Annotated in this window: 21 protein-coding genes; 12 read left to right on the top strand and 9 right to left on the bottom strand. The window is 48.7% G+C overall.

Features of this window, described 5'->3' with window-relative positions; genetic code table 11:
• Positions 1-119 precede the first annotated feature (119 nt).
• The 6 genes from QBD29_RS14120 (at position 120) to QBD29_RS14095 (ending at position 2,633) form a co-directional block, all read left to right on the top strand.
• On the top strand, positions 120-347 hold the full coding sequence (locus tag QBD29_RS14120; RefSeq protein WP_280098724.1) for a hypothetical protein: 228 nt from the start codon (positions 120-122) through the stop codon (positions 345-347).
• A gap of 204 nt (positions 348-551) precedes the next feature.
• On the top strand, positions 552-779 hold the full coding sequence (locus tag QBD29_RS14115) for a hypothetical protein (RefSeq protein WP_280098724.1): 228 nt from the start codon (positions 552-554) through the stop codon (positions 777-779).
• Positions 780-983: 204 nt separating this feature from the next.
• Entirely contained in the window at positions 984-1,211 is a 228-nt protein-coding gene (locus tag QBD29_RS14110; protein WP_280098724.1) for a hypothetical protein, read from the top strand.
• A 204-nt stretch (positions 1,212-1,415) separates the two neighbouring features.
• Positions 1,416-1,643 carry a hypothetical protein gene (locus tag QBD29_RS14105; RefSeq protein ID WP_280098724.1) on the top strand — a complete coding sequence of 76 codons (228 nt, stop codon included), beginning with the start codon at positions 1,416-1,418 and terminating at the stop codon, positions 1,641-1,643.
• 204 nt (positions 1,644-1,847) lie between these two features.
• Positions 1,848-2,075 carry a hypothetical protein gene (locus QBD29_RS14100; protein ID WP_280098724.1) on the top strand — a complete coding sequence of 76 codons (228 nt, stop codon included), beginning with the start codon at positions 1,848-1,850 and terminating at the stop codon, positions 2,073-2,075.
• 204 nt (positions 2,076-2,279) lie between these two features.
• Complete coding sequence (locus QBD29_RS14095; protein WP_280098723.1) at positions 2,280-2,633, top strand: hypothetical protein; 354 nt, start codon at positions 2,280-2,282, stop codon at positions 2,631-2,633.
• Positions 2,634-3,157: 524 nt separating this feature from the next.
• Here the strand turns inward: QBD29_RS14095 and QBD29_RS14090 are convergent.
• The gene (locus QBD29_RS14090; RefSeq protein WP_280098722.1) at positions 3,158-3,595 is read right to left on the bottom strand and encodes a hypothetical protein; all 438 of its coding nucleotides are present in this window, start codon (positions 3,593-3,595) and stop codon (positions 3,158-3,160) included.
• 101 nt (positions 3,596-3,696) lie between these two features.
• Here QBD29_RS14090 and QBD29_RS14085 point away from each other — a divergent pair, with 101 nt between their 5' ends.
• The 5 genes from QBD29_RS14085 to QBD29_RS14065 all read left to right on the top strand — a co-directional run bounded on the left by QBD29_RS14085 (position 3,697) and on the right by QBD29_RS14065 (position 10,191).
• Positions 3,697-4,074 (top strand): transposase, encoded by a 378-nt coding sequence (locus QBD29_RS14085; RefSeq protein WP_280098717.1) that lies wholly within the window; start codon positions 3,697-3,699, stop codon positions 4,072-4,074.
• The gene (gene tnpB, locus QBD29_RS14080) at positions 4,071-4,418 is read left to right on the top strand and encodes an IS66 family insertion sequence element accessory protein TnpB (protein ID WP_280098718.1); all 348 of its coding nucleotides are present in this window, start codon (positions 4,071-4,073) and stop codon (positions 4,416-4,418) included. The genes QBD29_RS14085 and tnpB (QBD29_RS14080) overlap by 4 nt, the downstream gene beginning before the upstream one ends.
• Before the next feature lie 67 nt (positions 4,419-4,485).
• The gene (locus tag QBD29_RS14075) at positions 4,486-5,988 is read left to right on the top strand and encodes an IS66 family transposase (RefSeq protein ID WP_280098719.1); all 1,503 of its coding nucleotides are present in this window, start codon (positions 4,486-4,488) and stop codon (positions 5,986-5,988) included.
• Positions 5,989-7,123: 1,135 nt separating this feature from the next.
• Positions 7,124-7,357 (top strand): hypothetical protein, encoded by a 234-nt coding sequence (locus QBD29_RS14070; RefSeq protein WP_280098720.1) that lies wholly within the window; start codon positions 7,124-7,126, stop codon positions 7,355-7,357.
• A gap of 272 nt (positions 7,358-7,629) precedes the next feature.
• Positions 7,630-10,191 (top strand): DEAD/DEAH box helicase, encoded by a 2,562-nt coding sequence (locus QBD29_RS14065; protein WP_280098721.1) that lies wholly within the window; start codon positions 7,630-7,632, stop codon positions 10,189-10,191.
• An 812-nt stretch (positions 10,192-11,003) separates the two neighbouring features.
• Here the strand turns inward: QBD29_RS14065 and QBD29_RS14060 are convergent.
• The 4 genes from QBD29_RS14060 to QBD29_RS14045 all read right to left on the bottom strand — a co-directional run bounded on the left by QBD29_RS14060 (position 11,004) and on the right by QBD29_RS14045 (position 14,664).
• Positions 11,004-11,237 carry a hypothetical protein gene (locus QBD29_RS14060; RefSeq protein ID WP_280098720.1) on the bottom strand — a complete coding sequence of 78 codons (234 nt, stop codon included), beginning with the start codon at positions 11,235-11,237 and terminating at the stop codon, positions 11,004-11,006.
• Between the two features lie 1,135 nt (positions 11,238-12,372).
• Positions 12,373-13,875 carry an IS66 family transposase gene (locus QBD29_RS14055; protein WP_280098719.1) on the bottom strand — a complete coding sequence of 501 codons (1,503 nt, stop codon included), beginning with the start codon at positions 13,873-13,875 and terminating at the stop codon, positions 12,373-12,375.
• A 67-nt stretch (positions 13,876-13,942) separates the two neighbouring features.
• Positions 13,943-14,290, bottom strand: coding sequence for an IS66 family insertion sequence element accessory protein TnpB (gene tnpB / locus QBD29_RS14050; protein ID WP_280098718.1), 348 nt, complete (start codon positions 14,288-14,290; stop codon positions 13,943-13,945).
• Complete coding sequence (locus tag QBD29_RS14045) at positions 14,287-14,664, bottom strand: transposase (protein ID WP_280098717.1); 378 nt, start codon at positions 14,662-14,664, stop codon at positions 14,287-14,289. The genes tnpB (QBD29_RS14050) and QBD29_RS14045 overlap by 4 nt, the downstream gene beginning before the upstream one ends.
• A 442-nt stretch (positions 14,665-15,106) precedes the next feature.
• Here QBD29_RS14045 and QBD29_RS14040 point away from each other — a divergent pair, with 442 nt between their 5' ends.
• Positions 15,107-15,670: a hypothetical protein gene (locus QBD29_RS14040; protein WP_280098716.1), complete on the top strand. Its 564-nt coding sequence runs from the start codon at positions 15,107-15,109 to the stop codon at positions 15,668-15,670.
• Between the two features lie 367 nt (positions 15,671-16,037).
• On the opposite strand, the gene QBD29_RS14035 is transcribed toward QBD29_RS14040, so the two are convergent.
• From QBD29_RS14035 to QBD29_RS14020, 4 genes are all read right to left on the bottom strand, one after another.
• A complete protein-coding gene (locus QBD29_RS14035; protein ID WP_048599960.1) occupies positions 16,038-16,820 on the bottom strand; it encodes a hypothetical protein in 783 nt (260 codons plus the stop codon).
• Complete coding sequence (locus QBD29_RS14030; RefSeq protein ID WP_143082041.1) at positions 16,810-17,109, bottom strand: hypothetical protein; 300 nt, start codon at positions 17,107-17,109, stop codon at positions 16,810-16,812. The genes QBD29_RS14035 and QBD29_RS14030 overlap by 11 nt, the downstream gene beginning before the upstream one ends.
• Positions 17,106-17,510 carry a hypothetical protein gene (locus QBD29_RS14025; RefSeq protein ID WP_048599961.1) on the bottom strand — a complete coding sequence of 135 codons (405 nt, stop codon included), beginning with the start codon at positions 17,508-17,510 and terminating at the stop codon, positions 17,106-17,108. Before QBD29_RS14025 ends, QBD29_RS14030 begins: the two co-directional genes overlap by 4 nt.
• 483 nt (positions 17,511-17,993) lie before the next feature.
• Entirely contained in the window at positions 17,994-19,118 is a 1,125-nt protein-coding gene (locus QBD29_RS14020) for a site-specific integrase (RefSeq protein WP_048599962.1), read from the bottom strand.
• Positions 19,119-19,422: the final 304 nt, after the last annotated feature.

The following is a 19,422-nucleotide window of genomic DNA, read 5'->3' as shown; positions in this document are numbered from 1 at the left end:
CTACCTACCCACTCCAGACAAACGGATTTTATCGTCCTGTCAGCAGGCATTACTAGACGTTGGTTGCTAACCACATATGGTCATGCGAATATAATCGTGAAACTTGTGGAGAGGTAAATATGCGTAAGGCTTTGGTTGTAAGTGTTCTTGGTCTTGGGCTGTTAACTGCTTGTGAATCAATCAACGACCAGACTGTCAAGGACATGCCCACAGGTTATCTCTGCACGTTCTTGGATCCAAATACTTGGATTACAACAGGCAACGAAAGAGCTGCAATCTTTAAAGAATTGAAGGCTCGAGAAGCAGATTGCGTGCTTCGAGCAGGAACATCAAAGAAAGCATTTTAGGCTTCGTCTTTAATGAGTTGAGAATAGCAGCTGTGAAAACTGCATGACATCCCCTCAGCCTTGCTGACAGCCACTTCTAGGGCCTGCCTCTACACTACCTAGCCAGAAGACCACCATCGTCCTGTCAGCAGGCATTCCTAGACGTTGGTTGCTAACCATATATGGTCATGCGAATATAATCGTGAAACTTGTGGAGAGGTAAATATGCGTAAGGCTTTGGTTGTAAGTGTTCTTGGTCTTGGGCTGTTAACTGCTTGTGAATCAATCAACGACCAGACTGTCAAGGACATGCCCACAGGTTATCTCTGCACGTTCTTGGATCCAAATACTTGGATTACAACAGGCAACGAAAGAGCTGCAATCTTTAAAGAATTGAAGGCTCGAGAAGCAGATTGCGTGCTTCGAGCAGGAACATCAAAGAAAGCATTTTAGGCTTCGTCTTTAATGAGTTGAGAATAGCAGCTGTGAAAACTGCATGACATCCCCTCAGCCTTGCTGACAGCCACTTCTAGGGCCTGCCTCTACACTACCTAGCCAGAAGACCACCATCGTCCTGTCAGCAGGCATTCCTAGACGTTGGTTGCTAACCATATATGGTCATGCGAATATAATCGTGAAACTTGTGGAGAGGTAAATATGCGTAAGGCTTTGGTTGTAAGTGTTCTTGGTCTTGGGCTGTTAACTGCTTGTGAATCAATCAACGACCAGACTGTCAAGGACATGCCCACAGGTTATCTCTGCACGTTCTTGGATCCAAATACTTGGATTACAACAGGCAACGAAAGAGCTGCAATCTTTAAAGAATTGAAGGCTCGAGAAGCAGATTGCGTGCTTCGAGCAGGAACATCAAAGAAAGCATTTTAGGCTTCGTCTTTAATGAGTTGAGAATAGCAGCTGTGAAAACTGCATGACATCCCCTCAGCCTTGCTGACAGCCACTTCTAGGGCCTGCCTCTACACTACCTAGCCAGAAGACCACCATCGTCCTGTCAGCAGGCATTCCTAGACGTTGGTTGCTAACCATATATGGTCATGCGAATATAATCGTGAAACTTGTGGAGAGGTAAATATGCGTAAGGCTTTGGTTGTAAGTGTTCTTGGTCTTGGGCTGTTAACTGCTTGTGAATCAATCAACGACCAGACTGTCAAGGACATGCCCACAGGTTATCTCTGCACGTTCTTGGATCCAAATACTTGGATTACAACAGGCAACGAAAGAGCTGCAATCTTTAAAGAATTGAAGGCTCGAGAAGCAGATTGCGTGCTTCGAGCAGGAACATCAAAGAAAGCATTTTAGGCTTCGTCTTTAATGAGTTGAGAATAGCAGCTGTGAAAACTGCATGACATCCCCTCAGCCTTGCTGACAGCCACTTCTAGGGCCTGCCTCTACACTACCTAGCCAGAAGACCACCATCGTCCTGTCAGCAGGCATTCCTAGACGTTGGTTGCTAACCATATATGGTCATGCGAATATAATCGTGAAACTTGTGGAGAGGTAAATATGCGTAAGGCTTTGGTTGTAAGTGTTCTTGGTCTTGGGCTGTTAACTGCTTGTGAATCAATCAACGACCAGACTGTCAAGGACATGCCCACAGGTTATCTCTGCACGTTCTTGGATCCAAATACTTGGATTACAACAGGCAACGAAAGAGCTGCAATCTTTAAAGAATTGAAGGCTCGAGAAGCAGATTGCGTGCTTCGAGCAGGAACATCAAAGAAAGCATTTTAGGCTTCGTCTTTAATGAGTTGAGAATAGCAGCTGTGAAAACTGCATGACATCCCCTCAGCCTTGCTGACAGCCACTTCTAGGGCCTGCCTCTACACTACCTAGCCAGAAGACCACCATCGTCCTGTCAGCAGGCATTCCTAGACGTTGGTTGCTAACCATATATGGTCATGCCAACCTGGTTGTGAAACTTGTGGAGAGATACAGATGCGTAAGGTTTTGGTTGCAGGAATTGTAGGTATCAGTTTGTTGGCTGGGTGTGACTACACCCCTTCACCTCAACAATTATCACAGGACAGCTCTATTGGGGGTACTGGTAATATCCAGTTCTCTGTGGAGGAACTGACCCCCAGCAAACGATTTCTTACGGTGACGGCAGCACCGGGCATAGGTGAAACGGAAGGATCAATCAAACAACGTATTTATCAGTTTGCCGTTCGGTTTGCTGCTAAAGAATGTCCCAACGAATATCGTTTCGTCGATGATCCAAATATGTCCCAAGCTTTGGCAGCAGGGTTTATGCGCCGCACACGTTCTTATGTGATTCAGTGCACGTCGTGATTGTGGCCATTCAAATTTGTGGGGCTGCTGAGCAAGACCCTAAAGCCTTCCCTATAACACCTAGCCCAACACCTATGACCAACTGTCAGCACATATCCTATGACCTTAGTTGCCAACTAAAAATCTCCTACCATCACAATGGACGTACTGGAAAATGAAATATGGGACCTCGTATTATTCCTAATACCCTACGCATTGCCATAGATAAGACTCTGCAGTTGAGAGGCTTTCAATTGTATTTCCACCACCTCTAAACGAGGCGTTTTTACCATATTTTCCGCAATGGGCAGCAGCCATCTCAATCATTTGAAAAGATGGTCTGTTAACGGGCGAGAGAGTGTTAACACCAATCTGAATTGTATGCTCGGATGCATGCTCTATTCTTGGAGGCTCCGATGCACAGCCTACAACTATTGTTAAAGCTGCAAAACTTACCAATGGTTTATTCATGTGTTTCTTTCATTTCTCTAAGCCGTTTAAAACCAACTTCAATTATCGACAGAGCCCCGTGGTTGTGCATTCAGCTAGAGAAACGGCTCAAGTGTTGCACGTATTTTTTTCTTTATCCTCTCACCGCAGCCCCAACCGGAAAATGCAGCTACTTCCTCACCAGTTACATTATCCAATATAGAAATATCGTAGATGATCTTTTGGGTGAAATCGATGCAGTAATCGTAAGGCCGAGAGTCTGCCAACACTGAGTATCTAGCAGGGTATTTAGTTTTCGTAGAGAGGTTAATATAGGAACCATTTGAAGTTCCTGCCGTCACTAAAGATTTCCCCGCAACGACGGTTTTCCACCCTGCTTCTTTGAAAACTTCTTTTATTGCCTTAGGAACTGGTCTCAACCCTGTCGGTACCATTATGGTTTTATCCACTGCTCTATCTTCAGTGTACAGCTCGGCCGCACCACAACTTACAAGCAACCCAAATAGGGCAACGACCAAAGCTAATTTTTTCATAAATCAAAATACTCCGTAAGCGTTTGGCGAACCCGCTCTGACGGAGAGTGAGGGAATGAGTTAAGTGTCCACTATTGAGAATGGACACTTAGGGGCATTTTATGAGCCGAGGAAAGAAGCGCTTTTGGTCGGATGACGAGAAGCGAGAGATTTGCCGCCAAGCGGCAACGGAGGGCTTTTCTGTCGCGCAAGTTGCACGACGTTATGCAGTGAACGCAAACTTGATTCACAACTGGATGAAGGATCCCCGCTTTGCAACGCCCACGGAGGACATAACCTCTCCCCCCGAAGACGCTTTTCTGCCTGTCGAAGTTGAACTGAGCGCTCAGCCGATAGATAGGATGGTCACTACCCCTTCGGCTTCAGCTCTTTGTGCGACGCGCGTTGATCTAACGTTGTCGGATGGACGACGGGTTTTGATTGAGGGGCCAACAGCGCTGAGCGCGGTTGTGGGTTTGGTCGAAGGATTGGCCGTTTGATCCCCGTTCCTAGTAATACACGGGTTTGGCTTGCGGCTGGCGTAACGGACATGCGGCGCGGCTTCTATACACTGGCATCGCAAGCGGCAAGCGTCCTAGAACAAGACCCGTACTCGGGCCATCTGTTTGTGTTCCGTGGCCGTCGGGGTGACCTTTTGAAGATCATTTGGTGGGATCAACAGGGCGCATGTCTATTCAGCAAGCGGCTGGAGAAAGGCCGCTTTGTTTGGCCTGCTGCAAAAGACGGCAAGATCAGTGTAACGCCCGCACAATTATCAATGCTGTTGGAAGGCATCGACTGGCGCATGCCCCAGAAGACGTGGCGGCCATTGCAAGTTGGATAGGTGCATATTTGTTGGTTTTTGTACGTTCAGGGATTCACGACGCTGACCACATCAAGTATAGGAACGCATGCCCGATGCACCCGATATAATCCCCTCCGAACCCACAGAGTTGCGCGAGTTCACCGTTGGATTATTAGCCGAGTTGAAGAACCGTGACTTGCTTATTGAGAAGCTGCGCCATCAGGTTGCAGGGCAGAACAGTCACCGCTTTGGATCGAAGGCCGAGGGCATCGATCAGCTACAATTGCGACTTGAGGATGAAGAAGTTGCTCAAGCTGTGATCGCGCCCAATGCGCCGCCTGAGCAACCTGCTGCGCATGCAAAGATCAAACCCAAGCGTAAACCACTGCCTGATCATCTGCCACGCGTGGAACGGGTTCTTTCTGTCGGTGATGACTGCGCCGAGTGTGGAGGTGCACTGCGCGAGTTGGCCCGCGATACAACAGAAGAGCTGGAATACGTCCCGGGACGCTTTGTCGTGAACCAGATCATCCGCCCCCGCGTGGCCTGTAAGTGTTGCGAGGCAATCAGCCAAGCACCACTGCCGTCACGCCCGATTGAGAAGGGCATTCCCGGCCCAGGGTTCTTAGCCCATGTGTTGATCAGCAAATACATGGATCACTTGCCGCTCTACCGTCAGGCACAAATCTTTGCCCGTGAGGGCTTGGACATTGATCGTTCGACACTGGCGGGATGGGTGGGTAAATCCGCAGCGTTGCTGGAACCACTGGCGATGGCCATCAAACGTCACGTTCTGTCAGGCCAAGCCATCTTTGCCGATGATACGCCCGTGAAGATGCTGGCGCCAGGCATTGGCAAGACAAAGACAGCCCGCCTCTGGGCCTATGACAGGGACGAACGCCCTTGGGCCAGTGATACCCCACCAGCTGCTTGGTATGAGTTCACGCTAGACCGCAGAGGTATCCGACCAAGCGAACATCTCAAAGGTTACCAAGGCTGGATGCATGCCGATGGCTACGCAGGATTTGAAGAGCTTTACCGTTCTGGCCAGATCAAGGAAGTGGCCTGCATGGCCCATATCAGACGCAAGTTTGTAGACGTGTTCAAGTCCCAAGGCTCGCATGTGGCTGAAGAGGCCATACAGCGCATCGCCCAGCTCTATGCCGTAGAGAAGGAAGCACGCGGCTCACCGCCAGGCCAGCGCGTCGCACTGCGACAACAAAAAGCAAAACCTATTCTTGATGATCTGGAAAGCTGGCTGCAAGGCGAGTTACCCAAACTATCGGGCAAAACGCCATTGGCCAATGCAATCAGATACGCACTGACCCGCATGAAGAGGCTGCGTGACTATTTGGATCATGGCTTTCTGGAGCTGGACAACAATACAGCAGAACGATCCATGCGTGGCATTGCCATAGGCCGCAAAAACTACATGTTCATGGGATCTGAACGCGGGGGCCAGTCAGCTGCCATCATCTATACCCTCATGGAAACCGCCAAGCTCAACAACGTTGATCCCCAAGAGTGGCTCACAGACGTCCTAACCCGCATCGCCAACCACAAGATCAACAGAATTGATGAGCTGCTACCTTGGAACTACAAGGGGTGAAGCTAGGGGTTCGCCTACTGGAACAGGTTCTCCAAGTGCTTACGTTTTACACGCTCATTTTGGTTTGGCCAAATATCAGTGGAAGGAATCAGGTACATGCTTGCTAAACGTTGTTCGACCAACGTAAAGCGCAACCCAATATTCTTGATCACCGGCGTCTTTTTCCTTCGGCTTTCAAATCGTACCATGTTGTTACATGCTTTTGCATCTGATGGCCCAAGTCCATGATTGATCAACGCACTTTGAGACAACATTAAAACTGGATATGACATTTGAGTACTCGCTAATATGAACTAATGCACATTTAGGAACCAGAACGTACTTTTCAAGTGTAAATGCCACAGTATTGTGCTGGAAGCACCTTTAACTGTTCATTAGCCCACTCAACACCCGCCGCATTCCATCAGGATTTCCGACCAGTTTGGGGTCACGGCACAGATGCGTAGCAATGACTTCGGCCGATTGTCTTTCCAGGCCTGCCAAAACAAGTGTTTCAATAAAAACGGGATTTGCATGGTCCCATATTACTTCATGTGACGGACCCCGATAGCAGCTTGCTATGATAGTTGTTGCAAAACTTGGCGTTGTCATAAGCAAAGCTAGTGTTGATATAATGATAGTACGTTTCATGTTGCCCCCAACATATATTTGAAAGCACTAGGCATCGTTCAAAAGCCAAATTTTGTCAAACAATCTAAAATTGAAAGAGAGTAATGTCGCTTGGATTAGGGTGGCTTTGGACGACAGCGAGCGAGTTGACCATACCACCAAAAATGCCATCTTGAGAATGGGTCACCAACCTTTTACAATCGGCTACCCATTATCACCCCTAAAAAAACACCCAAGCGCCCGTTTTTGGTCTCATTTTCTTGTCAGACAGGCTTTGTAACAAGTTTGATGAGTATTTTGATAAAATGTCTGACCAACTACAAATCCTGTATGCCCTTGCAATAAGCGCCATTCTTGGTGCTTTGATCGCGCATGGCGTCTTTGCGCTTTTGTCGATTGCTGTAACCTGACTGCCCTCGGTGTTGCCGCATCTCGTCTAAATTGCCGCGGCAACACCAATCGGACGGATTTAACAAGAGTTCCATTTGGGCGACCACCCAAGCGCACATTACTATTAGGCTGAACCATGAGTAACACATACAAAAAACGGTTTGTTCTAGAGGGGTTACACAGCCTGACAGGATCATGGGTTGATTTGATTGAATTTAAAAGCACTGCGCAAGAGGCTCAAGCCAAACTGTCTATCATCGAAACGCACCTAATTCTTCCAAGCCTGTCGATTGAGGGCGCAATCATCCTGCCTGCAGAGTTTTCCGCGTTTAGAATTGAGCGGATCCAAAATAAATTTGATGATCAATAATCAGACGAATCATCCTAAAGCGAACCATCCCTAAGCAGGTTTACCGAACGCTTACAATACTCCTTCTCAATGTCATTCCGGAAATGTGGCCACTCGTCAACCTCGTAGAACAAACTAGTTTGGGAGCAACAAGTCGTTCTCTTCGTCAGCAAATACACGGAAATACGGTGGCACCGTTAGTGGCAAAAAGAACTTTTCTATGAACACCGTTGCCCTTGATGACATCACGTTAATCATCCAACATCATTTAGTCACCTAAGAGGATCATTACCTTGGCTACTTTCGATGAGTTCATTGCCTCTCTTGAGCAAGACTACGGTGAGCAAGGTAAGGGCAAACCTTTTGAAGTCTTTTGTAAGTGGTTTTTAGAGAACGATCCTGAGTGGTCCAAGACTGTCGATAAGGTCTGGCTATGGGATGACTACCCAAACAAGTGGCAACGACAGGACTTAGGAACTGACTTAGTCTTTAGGGACAAAGAGGGCCTGATCTGGGCTGTCCAAGCTAAGTGTTACGGTGAGCATAGAACCACCACCAAAGGTGATATGAACTCTTTCTTGGCTGACACTGGTCGCAAAGAAGTCGACAAACGTCTGTGGATGCAAACCACCAACAAGATTGAAGCCAAGGCCGAGAAGACACTCAAAGGACAAGACAAGCCTGTTACAATCTTCAACCTCAACTCTTTCCGTGACGCCCCTCTTGAGTACCCTGCATCATTTGCCGATCTCTATCAGGCAAAGGTTAAAGCAAAGCCAAAACCAGACACCCACCAGATCAAAGCCATTGAGGATGCCGCCTCTGGCTTGAAGAGTTCTGACCGTGGCCAGATGATCATGGCCTGTGGCACAGGCAAGACGTTCACCACCTTATGGATCAAGGAAGCACTGAAAGCACATACCACACTCGTCCTGCTGCCCTCTTTGAGCCTGTTGTCTCAAACCATGCGAGAGTGGGCTTGGGCAGGAAACACCGACTTCGACATTCTCAATGTCTGCTCTGATAAGTCAGTGGGCAAGAAGACAGAAGACATGGACCCTGCTGATGCACCCTTCCCTGTTACGTCTGAGATTGAAGAGATTGCTAAGTTCCTGAAGCAGCCAAAACCGAAGGTTGTGTTCTGCACCTACCAGTCTTCTGACCTGATAGCTCAGGCACAGCTTGATGATGCAGTGCCTGCGTTTGATCTAGCAGTAGCTGACGAAGCCCACAGATGCGCAGGTAAGGCTGATGCAGGGTTTGCTACGATCCTTGATGGTGAGAAGATCAGGGCAGACAAACGGCTCTTCACGACAGCTACACCAAGGTACTTCGGTAAGACGGTAAAGGATGCTGCTAAGGCTAATGACTTAGCCGTGGTCGGAATGGACGACGAAGCTGTCTTCGGTCCTGTTATTCACAAGCTGACATTTGGTCAGGCCATCGAACAGGAACTCCTGACGGACTACCAAGTGGTCATCGTCGGTGTTGATGAGCCGATGGTTTGGGAGTGGATTGAGAACTACGAGATTGTCTCGACAGACCCTGACAATGAGACAGATGCTAGAACACTCGCAGCTAAGATCGGCATGTTGAAGGCAGTCAAAGACTACGATCTTCAAAGGGTGATCTCATTCCACAGTCGAGTTGCTGGAGCCAGGCAGTTCTCAGATGAATTGGTGGATGTAGCCAACCTGATTGAGCCAGAAAATAGACCTGAAGGCACCTTCCTGTCGGACTACGTCTCAGGTGCTATGAAGGCTGGAGATCGCAAGGAGAAGATCGACAGGCTGAAGGTGCTTGAAGGCTACGACAGAGGCCTCCTGACCAATGCTAGATGCTTGGCTGAGGGGGTAGATGTTCCATCCCTCGATGGTGTGGCATTCATTGATCCTCGTGGCAGTCAGGTTGAGATCATTCAGGCTGTTGGTCGTGCGATCAGGAAGGTTCGAGGAGCCAAGGTTCAGAAGAAGGGTACGATTGTATTGCCTGTCTTCATTGAGGATGGGGATGACCATGAGGCATCCATTGAGGCAAGTAACTTCAAGCCTGTGTGGGATGTCCTGAAGGCACTTAGAGCACATGACGAGGTACTAGCCGATACATTGGATCAGTACCGCACCAGCATGGCTAAGAACGGCTCTCAGAACCGAAAGAGCATCAGTGATAAGATCATCTTTGATCTGCCCAAGTCTGTTGATGCTGAGTTCTCATCTGCACTCAGGACTGTGTTGGTTGAGGCAAGTACTGCTTCTTGGGAGTTCTGGTTTGGATTGTTGGAGCAGTTCAAAGAAACCGAAGGTCATTGCAGAGTGCATCAACACTTTAAGCTGGATGGGTTTCAGCTTGGAAAGTGGGTTGGCACACAAAGAGCCAACCAAGACAGCATGCCCCCTGAACGCAAGGAAAGACTAGATGATATAGGTTTCGTTTGGGATGCCCTCACTGAGGCTTGGGAATATGGTTTCAGTAAGCTGCTCCAGTTCAAAACCACTAATGGTCATTGCCTAGTACCAAGAACCTTTGAAATGGAAGGCTATAAGCTTGGGGTATGGGTCGGCAACCAAAGGCTGGGCAAAGATCATCTTTCCCATGATCGTCAGCAAAGGCTAAACAACATAGACTTTGTTTTTAACCCGTATGAGACAGCATGGGAAAAGGGTTTCGATAGCTTAGTTCAGTTCAAAGAAATCGAGGGGCATTGTAAGGTTAAGAAGAGGTTTAAGCAGAATGGGTTTCATCTGGGCCAATGGGTGATCAGTCAAAGAGTGCGCAAGAGTTACCTGCCGCCCGAACGTATACAGAGACTAGATGACTTAGGCTTCATCTGGGATATGCAGAAAGACAAAACCTAATGGCTAACCAGACCCTCTCATTCATTTCACTCATCCTACGTCCATGCGTGAAGTGGCTCACGAGTAATGACGTCTGGAAGACAGCTTTCATCGCAACAATGCTCCTCATCCTAGCCAATCAAGCCACTGCCCATAGTGGTGGCTTAAACAAACAGGGGTGTCATGCTGGCTCTAAGCCTTACCACTGCCATAGAGGCCCTAAAGCCGCCCCAAAGGCTTCTTCTCAATCGACGATCCTTAGTGGAACGGTAACTCATGTGAGAGACGGAGATACCATTGAAGTGAATGGCATAGCTGTCAGGCTGTCAGCACTAGATTGCCCTGAGAATGATACTAGGCAGGGCCAAGCCGCAACCAAGCTGGCCAAGCAGTTCCAAGGGGCACAGGCTATATGTGAACTTACTGGAGCCAAGACCTATGATAGGGTTGTGGGATACTGTTCTGTTGGTGGGAATGACTTTGGATCATACATGATGCAGAACTCATCATGTAAGGTTTGGCCCAAGTATGACGTGTGGAACCGATATTGAAACGGATAACCTTCTAAACCCAGCTAATGCCCACAAACAACGTTGCCCTAGATGTCAGTCACCACTGAACACTGTAGTCGTACATGGGCATGAGCAGTGTGCTGTTTGTAAGTCCAACATCTTTGAGTGCTGTTCAGGGGATACTTGTGACACCGACTACAACCTAAGTGTTGGCTATAAGAGAGGGTAATCTTGGATCGTTGTTTTAGAGAGTGATCCAACTCAGGGTAAGCGTTCGGTAAACCTGCTTAGGGATGGTTCGCTTTAGGATGATTCGTCTGATTATTGATCATCAAATTTATTTTGGATCCGCTCAATTCTAAACGCGGAAAACTCTGCAGGCAGGATGATTGCGCCCTCAATCGACAGGCTTGGAAGAATTAGGTGCGTTTCGATGATAGACAGTTTGGCTTGAGCCTCTTGCGCAGTGCTTTTAAATTCAATCAAATCAACCCATGATCCTGTCAGGCTGTGTAACCCCTCTAGAACAAACCGTTTTTTGTATGTGTTACTCATGGTTCAGCCTAATAGTAATGTGCGCTTGGGTGGTCGCCCAAATGGAACTCTTGTTAAATCCGTCCGATTGGTGTTGCCGCGGCAATTTAGACGAGATGCGGCAACACCGAGGGCAGTCAGGTTACAGCAATCGACAAAAGCGCAAAGACGCCATGCGCGATCAAAGCACCAAGAATGGCGCTTATTGCAAGGGCATACAGGATTTGTAGTTGGTCAGACATTTTATCAAAATACTCATCAAACTTGTTACAAAGCCTGTCTGACAAGAAAATGAGACCAAAAACGGGCGCTTGGGTGTTTTTTTAGGGGTGATAATGGGTAGCCGATTGTAAAAGGTTGGTGACCCATTCTCAAGATGGCATTTTTGGTGGTATGGTCAACTCGCTCGCTGTCGTCCAAAGCCACCCTAATCCAAGCGACATTACTCTCTTTCAATTTTAGATTGTTTGACAAAATTTGGCTTTTGAACGATGCCTAGTGCTTTCAAATATATGTTGGGGGCAACATGAAACGTACTATCATTATATCAACACTAGCTTTGCTTATGACAACGCCAAGTTTTGCAACAACTATCATAGCAAGCTGCTATCGGGGTCCGTCACATGAAGTAATATGGGACCATGCAAATCCCGTTTTTATTGAAACACTTGTTTTGGCAGGCCTGGAAAGACAATCGGCCGAAGTCATTGCTACGCATCTGTGCCGTGACCCCAAACTGGTCGGAAATCCTGATGGAATGCGGCGGGTGTTGAGTGGGCTAATGAACAGTTAAAGGTGCTTCCAGCACAATACTGTGGCATTTACACTTGAAAAGTACGTTCTGGTTCCTAAATGTGCATTAGTTCATATTAGCGAGTACTCAAATGTCATATCCAGTTTTAATGTTGTCTCAAAGTGCGTTGATCAATCATGGACTTGGGCCATCAGATGCAAAAGCATGTAACAACATGGTACGATTTGAAAGCCGAAGGAAAAAGACGCCGGTGATCAAGAATATTGGGTTGCGCTTTACGTTGGTCGAACAACGTTTAGCAAGCATGTACCTGATTCCTTCCACTGATATTTGGCCAAACCAAAATGAGCGTGTAAAACGTAAGCACTTGGAGAACCTGTTCCAGTAGGCGAACCCCTAGCTTCACCCCTTGTAGTTCCAAGGTAGCAGCTCATCAATTCTGTTGATCTTGTGGTTGGCGATGCGGGTTAGGACGTCTGTGAGCCACTCTTGGGGATCAACGTTGTTGAGCTTGGCGGTTTCCATGAGGGTATAGATGATGGCAGCTGACTGGCCCCCGCGTTCAGATCCCATGAACATGTAGTTTTTGCGGCCTATGGCAATGCCACGCATGGATCGTTCTGCTGTATTGTTGTCCAGCTCCAGAAAGCCATGATCCAAATAGTCACGCAGCCTCTTCATGCGGGTCAGTGCGTATCTGATTGCATTGGCCAATGGCGTTTTGCCCGATAGTTTGGGTAACTCGCCTTGCAGCCAGCTTTCCAGATCATCAAGAATAGGTTTTGCTTTTTGTTGTCGCAGTGCGACGCGCTGGCCTGGCGGTGAGCCGCGTGCTTCCTTCTCTACGGCATAGAGCTGGGCGATGCGCTGTATGGCCTCTTCAGCCACATGCGAGCCTTGGGACTTGAACACGTCTACAAACTTGCGTCTGATATGGGCCATGCAGGCCACTTCCTTGATCTGGCCAGAACGGTAAAGCTCTTCAAATCCTGCGTAGCCATCGGCATGCATCCAGCCTTGGTAACCTTTGAGATGTTCGCTTGGTCGGATACCTCTGCGGTCTAGCGTGAACTCATACCAAGCAGCTGGTGGGGTATCACTGGCCCAAGGGCGTTCGTCCCTGTCATAGGCCCAGAGGCGGGCTGTCTTTGTCTTGCCAATGCCTGGCGCCAGCATCTTCACGGGCGTATCATCGGCAAAGATGGCTTGGCCTGACAGAACGTGACGTTTGATGGCCATCGCCAGTGGTTCCAGCAACGCTGCGGATTTACCCACCCATCCCGCCAGTGTCGAACGATCAATGTCCAAGCCCTCACGGGCAAAGATTTGTGCCTGACGGTAGAGCGGCAAGTGATCCATGTATTTGCTGATCAACACATGGGCTAAGAACCCTGGGCCGGGAATGCCCTTCTCAATCGGGCGTGACGGCAGTGGTGCTTGGCTGATTGCCTCGCAACACTTACAGGCCACGCGGGGGCGGATGATCTGGTTCACGACAAAGCGTCCCGGGACGTATTCCAGCTCTTCTGTTGTATCGCGGGCCAACTCGCGCAGTGCACCTCCACACTCGGCGCAGTCATCACCGACAGAAAGAACCCGTTCCACGCGTGGCAGATGATCAGGCAGTGGTTTACGCTTGGGTTTGATCTTTGCATGCGCAGCAGGTTGCTCAGGCGGCGCATTGGGCGCGATCACAGCTTGAGCAACTTCTTCATCCTCAAGTCGCAATTGTAGCTGATCGATGCCCTCGGCCTTCGATCCAAAGCGGTGACTGTTCTGCCCTGCAACCTGATGGCGCAGCTTCTCAATAAGCAAGTCACGGTTCTTCAACTCGGCTAATAATCCAACGGTGAACTCGCGCAACTCTGTGGGTTCGGAGGGGATTATATCGGGTGCATCGGGCATGCGTTCCTATACTTGATGTGGTCAGCGTCGTGAATCCCTGAACGTACAAAAACCAACAAATATGCACCTATCCAACTTGCAATGGCCGCCACGTCTTCTGGGGCATGCGCCAGTCGATGCCTTCCAACAGCATTGATAATTGTGCGGGCGTTACACTGATCTTGCCGTCTTTTGCAGCAGGCCAAACAAAGCGGCCTTTCTCCAGCCGCTTGCTGAATAGACATGCGCCCTGTTGATCCCACCAAATGATCTTCAAAAGGTCACCCCGACGGCCACGGAACACAAACAGATGGCCCGAGTACGGGTCTTGTTCTAGGACGCTTGCCGCTTGCGATGCCAGTGTATAGAAGCCGCGCCGCATGTCCGTTACGCCAGCCGCAAGCCAAACCCGTGTATTACTAGGAACGGGGATCAAACGGCCAATCCTTCGACCAAACCCACAACCGCGCTCAGCGCTGTTGGCCCCTCAATCAAAACCCGTCGTCCATCCGACAACGTTAGATCAACGCGCGTCGCACAAAGAGCTGAAGCCGAAGGGGTAGTGACCATCCTATCTATCGGCTGAGCGCTCAGTTCAACTTCGACAGGCAGAAAAGCGTCTTCGGGGGGAGAGGTTATGTCCTCCGTGGGCGTTGCAAAGCGGGGATCCTTCATCCAGTTGTGAATCAAGTTTGCGTTCACTGCATAACGTCGTGCAACTTGCGCGACAGAAAAGCCCTCCGTTGCCGCTTGGCGGCAAATCTCTCGCTTCTCGTCATCCGACCAAAAGCGCTTCTTTCCTCGGCTCATAAAATGCCCCTAAGTGTCCATTCTCAATAGTGGACACTTAACTCATTCCCTCACTCTCCGTCAGAGCGGGTTCGCCAAACGCTTACAACTCAGGCATTGGTCCGTAATACACATGTCTCACTTCCCTGCAGACACTTCCACACTGGGCTGGACCTTCGGGTCTGGCCCTTTTTTTGGTTCTACCACCTGTCTCACATGCCACGGAGAACCTCTCAGCCCTGCTGACAGCCAGACCTAAAGCCCCCCTACCGAGCTAGCCATACATCCCTGACCGTCCTGTCAGCAGGTATACCTAGACGTTGGTTGCTAACCACATAGGGACATGCCAATCTCATTATGAAACTTGTGGAGAGATACAGATGCGTAAGGTTTCAGCTGGAAGAATTTTTAGTCTGGGTTTGTTAAATGCCTACGATCGGCAATGATATCATGGGTGGGTCACATGACTAAATTTCCTTTGTTTTTTGCTTCAACATTAGCTTTGACACTCACAACTGGTTGGCCAGCCACAGCTAAAAACAACGAAGGGACCGTAACCTCTGCCAATCGTTGCATTAATAGCCACGGTGGGGCAGGTCTGTTATCTGCGGAAACCATAAAAAGAAGGTGTATAATGGATCAACAGATTGAAGTTTCTCCACAAACCTCTGAAGCTTACGCAAGGTTTGGTTTATATGCTCATCCGTTCGACGACAGACCCGAAAAAGCAACAGCCAAAGCCTTTATTACCAACGGGAAAAACATGTCAGATGACGTTGTCATAACCGAAATACATGTTGAGTTTGAGTTTCACGACGTAACAGGGAAACCTTACCGAAAACATGCAGTCATGCAGACCTGGATTGAACCATCATGGGATCTGGAAGGTGAAGTGTCTGCAACGGGGTTTATGTTTCCCGAGGACCTTTCGGTTAAACACGTGAATGAATATCAGTGTAGAGGAACTCAGAACTACCTTTGCAAAGGAGGAAAGATCATTGGATATCGGGGCCTCAAAATCGAATAAGCATGACTACTAACAACATAGTCTAACTTCTATTTAGACGTTTTTAGTTGACCTAAGTTGCAGGTAGGCCCCCTTTCAATTTCATCATCATTGAGAGCAGGTTTATTGCCCAGCCGCATCACTCTCCGTTTCACCTCATGAGACAGCACCTCAGGGCTGTTAAGTGGTAGACCAGCCATTGCCAGCTGAGGGTAATGTCTTTCAATAGGCTCCCACTCCGAGAAGTATGAGAGATTACGGTAAGCCTTCTCATTACGGACCTGCACAATGTATTGAATAAGGTCCCTACATGCGATGATCCGATACGGGAGCAAAGCACAGGTCCAGACGACACCGTCATAGTCGAATGAGGTTTCAGACAGGCTACTCATGCCTCACCTCCTCGGAATGCTGACCTGACTGCATTGATGTACTTGGATCCAGCTGTACCAAAGCCATCAGCTGTGTCCTTGCCTGTACGAAGATACTCTAAGGCCCCACCCGCACCTGCATTGTGAGCCATAGCCAGAATGGCCAGCTGTTCACGTTGGCTAAGCCGACGGTACTTTGCAGAAAGCCTCGTCAGTGTTTTATGGTTCTGCATTGTGAGAGACTGGAAGGCTGTTTCCTGCAACTCAGGGTCTCCCAAGAACGCCTGTCGTGCTTCCTGACTAAACCCAATACCAACATCCTTGAGAGCAAGCCGTCCGAACTGGTACTTGCCTTGATAGTGGTCGTTGTAGCCACCAACGACTGTGTAGTCTCCATTGCTTTCGATCTTGCCGACTACATCAGCAAACAGATCAAAGTCACGGTCAGAGAACTCACCATCATAGTTGAGCTCTTCTGGGTCATCCGGAGCATATTCAGTGTCACTGTTTGATGGTGCAACTGGCCCATCCTCTGGGACAGAAAGATCGTAGGCAGTTTCAGTCGCCAGCTTAATCATTACGTGTTGGCCACTGTCTCGTGTCACCCATCCAGACATTCCAGACTGCCTTGCCATCACATGGTCCGAGGCATTATCTTCCTCTGCCTTAGCTAGGAACTCTTTATTGGTAACCTGACGGAGTACAGTTCCATCTGCCATCTTGATCGTTTCAGGGTTGGAAGTTCTAAAAGAGCCGAGTTCAGCCAGAGAGTTAATGTGGGCAGGTGTGTTATTCTGCATTACTTTGCTCCTCGTTGGATTGCTTGATCAGATCAAGCTCAATGGCCTGAAGCCAAGCCGACAGCCCCGTGAACAAAGCTTGATCTTCAAACGACCCTTTGCTCCGCATTAATGAGCCTTCCTCTCTCCAGAGACTTGCTTCTGTCTCGTTAGGAAACTGTACCCAAGCACGAAGACCATGCTTGAACTCAGGGTCCGTCTGCATTGAACGATAGAGTGTGTACCCATGCCGTTCGTATTTATTGGGCTGCTGGGTACGGAGCAGTGAACGGTATGTAAGTTCAGTCATGCTGCATCCTCACCATTGATCTTAGCCAAGGTGCCTATGACAAGCTGATGCAGACGCAGTGCAGGGCTGTATGTACACTTGTCTTCCAGCAGGAGCAGGTCGGCCTTCACAGCTGCAGCTAAGTCTCTCGGTAACGATGTGGGTACCGAGTACTTGTGTGGATTGCTGAGAATAGTCGGTGGAACGGTTAGCTTCTGACCTGTCCGTGTCATTTGCATAAAGAGCACTGCTACGATTGACTCATACGCCATGCTGGAAGGCCTGATTTGTTTGGATGAGAACAAACCACGTAGACGAAGCTCTGTACGAATACCTTCCATCTCATGTTGCTGATGGACGTTTGCTGACTGAAACACATCACGTGCTTGATCTAGCTGCTCTAGCAGTTCGAGGCTATTCATAGAATGAATCCCCCAAAGTCTGACGGTCCTGCATTAATTTCTGCTGGGTCTTCGTGCTGTAGTAGCCGTTCATTCCTGATGGGTTGGAACGACGCAGCTGTTGCCACTGTTTGAATGTTTTGGGTTGATTGTTGTCACTAGAGTCCATGACGGAATCCGAGTCCGAAAAAACGGGCATTTGCTCACCTGTATGTTTGTATGTTTTTGGGGATTTGTTTTTTGTAAAGCAGAGTGGAAACTCACCCCGCTCTATATGTTATATTATAACATAAACTTAACAGTATGTCAATATTTTATGGAGAAAAAGAGTAGTAAAGAGGGACTGAGAGGGGACTATCAACTTTTACGGTCCACTACTTACGGTCATCCTAGCAGGGTATTACTGGTCCCTTTTGAGCCAGCATGGAGATGTAAAAGGGCCAGCACATAAGCCAGCCCTCTCACCAATTTACTTCTTCTATTACTCGGGGAGTTTAACTGGGGTCAGGTGATAGCAATCCTATCCATGTACTGCCTCAAGTGCTCCACCGAATAACCCTGCCCATACTTTGAGCCGATGTTTGAGACAGAGGACCAGCCACCGATCTGGTCTATGGCCTCTAATGGTACCTCAGCAGCCCTGAGACGGTCTCTAAACGTGTGTCTAAGACTATGTGCAGTCAGCCCCCATCTTCTCTTCGTCCACTTGGCTAAGGCATTACTCGCATGAGTGGCATAACAACCATCCTCTTTGATGTACCGTGGGAAGACCCACTCATCATCTGAATGCTGGAGTGCTTTTGTTAGGGCAAAACAAGCCGTCTGCGTCAGAGGCAAAGATCGTTCTGAGCCAGTAGTCTTTAGTCTTCGTTTATCATTGGGACGGATGTGTAAAACACGATCATCAAGTTCGACATCCCCTACCCTCAACCCAACGATCTCAGCCAGACGACAACCAGTCTCACCAAGCATCGGAAACAGCAACGGTATCCCTGTCATGCTGTTCATTGATTGTTGATAGCCATCACGAAGTTCCTGTTCTGTGAACGTCCCTCTTTTGGCTGCATCCAACCCTTCACCAATTATGGTCATCTTGGCAAATGGGTTACGTCTATCAATCTCTAGCTCTTGGTAAGCAAAGTTGAGAATAGCACTAATAGTGTTGAACCGTCTTCTAATGGTCGCAGTCTTATTCCCAACAGACTGAAGGTGAGCCATCAAAGCCCGTGCATCGTCTCGTTTGTAGGATTCAACTGCACGATCACCAGCTACGGTTAGCAAAGCTCTGACAGCTACCATGCTAGACTTGTGATCAACCTGTCTCGTGATGATGTATTCATCAGCTATCGCAGCAAAAGTTACCTTGACTGGACGGACAGAACGTAAAGCCTGATCAATGCACACCTTAACTTTGGTGTTTGATTGCCATGACTGTTTTAGCAGATGGGAAAGATGCGTAGCTAGATTACGTGCCTCGTCCTCGCACTCAGACAGCCTAGCCCGAATAGATTGCCCGTATACTTGCTGATGTTGCTTCGGCACTCGCATCTGAAAGTAGTAGGTCCTGCCACGGATAACCGTGTGAGGAATAGATGATTGTGAGTTTGATGTATCCAGAATGTAACCCATGAAGACACTCCCTAAAGTTAAATTAGGCAGTAAAAATAGCTTGACATTAGGAAGGTAGTGGTGCCCCCACACGGTTAGTCTTGCGGCTTGTGTTCCCGCTGCAGGCGTCACTTCAGCTGGTAGCTCCAGCAAAACAAGGGCTATCCGAGGTCGGGGTTGTTCGTCAACAGGCGCGGCGTGGTCTACGGGAGGGTCTACGGTGACCCGAGCAAGGCGTCTGTGCGGTTCCCGGGGGCGTACTCACATTGCCGTCGCCGTCGCTGATCCATGGTCATCGCTGCAGCCGTGTGCCGCTGTAGGTGCA

Source organism: Amylibacter sp. IMCC11727 (genome assembly GCF_029854195.1).
GTDB lineage: Bacteria > Pseudomonadota > Alphaproteobacteria > Rhodobacterales > Rhodobacteraceae > Amylibacter.
This window is presented reverse-complemented; position numbering and strand designations above follow the sequence as displayed.

Coding starts and splice junctions, on each gene's coding strand:
- QBD29_RS14025 (WP_048599961.1), bottom strand. CDS start 17,510: ATGAATAGCCTCGAACTGCTAGAGCAGCTAGATCAAGCACGTGATGTG.
- QBD29_RS14100 (WP_280098724.1), top strand. CDS start 1,848: ATGCGTAAGGCTTTGGTTGTAAGTGTTCTTGGTCTTGGGCTGTTAACT.
- QBD29_RS14075 (WP_280098719.1), top strand. CDS start 4,486: ATGCCCGATGCACCCGATATAATCCCCTCCGAACCCACAGAGTTGCGC.
- QBD29_RS14085 (WP_280098717.1), top strand. CDS start 3,697: ATGAGCCGAGGAAAGAAGCGCTTTTGGTCGGATGACGAGAAGCGAGAG.
- QBD29_RS14105 (WP_280098724.1), top strand. CDS start 1,416: ATGCGTAAGGCTTTGGTTGTAAGTGTTCTTGGTCTTGGGCTGTTAACT.
- QBD29_RS14115 (WP_280098724.1), top strand. CDS start 552: ATGCGTAAGGCTTTGGTTGTAAGTGTTCTTGGTCTTGGGCTGTTAACT.
- QBD29_RS14055 (WP_280098719.1), bottom strand. CDS start 13,875: ATGCCCGATGCACCCGATATAATCCCCTCCGAACCCACAGAGTTGCGC.
- QBD29_RS14035 (WP_048599960.1), bottom strand. CDS start 16,820: ATGCAGAATAACACACCTGCCCACATTAACTCTCTGGCTGAACTCGGC.
- QBD29_RS14120 (WP_280098724.1), top strand. CDS start 120: ATGCGTAAGGCTTTGGTTGTAAGTGTTCTTGGTCTTGGGCTGTTAACT.
- QBD29_RS14030 (WP_143082041.1), bottom strand. CDS start 17,109: ATGACTGAACTTACATACCGTTCACTGCTCCGTACCCAGCAGCCCAAT.
- QBD29_RS14110 (WP_280098724.1), top strand. CDS start 984: ATGCGTAAGGCTTTGGTTGTAAGTGTTCTTGGTCTTGGGCTGTTAACT.
- QBD29_RS14060 (WP_280098720.1), bottom strand. CDS start 11,237: ATGAGTAACACATACAAAAAACGGTTTGTTCTAGAGGGGTTACACAGC.
- QBD29_RS14095 (WP_280098723.1), top strand. CDS start 2,280: ATGCGTAAGGTTTTGGTTGCAGGAATTGTAGGTATCAGTTTGTTGGCT.
- QBD29_RS14045 (WP_280098717.1), bottom strand. CDS start 14,664: ATGAGCCGAGGAAAGAAGCGCTTTTGGTCGGATGACGAGAAGCGAGAG.
- QBD29_RS14090 (WP_280098722.1), bottom strand. CDS start 3,595: ATGAAAAAATTAGCTTTGGTCGTTGCCCTATTTGGGTTGCTTGTAAGT.
- QBD29_RS14040 (WP_280098716.1), top strand. CDS start 15,107: ATGACTAAATTTCCTTTGTTTTTTGCTTCAACATTAGCTTTGACACTC.
- QBD29_RS14020 (WP_048599962.1), bottom strand. CDS start 19,118: ATGGGTTACATTCTGGATACATCAAACTCACAATCATCTATTCCTCAC.
- QBD29_RS14070 (WP_280098720.1), top strand. CDS start 7,124: ATGAGTAACACATACAAAAAACGGTTTGTTCTAGAGGGGTTACACAGC.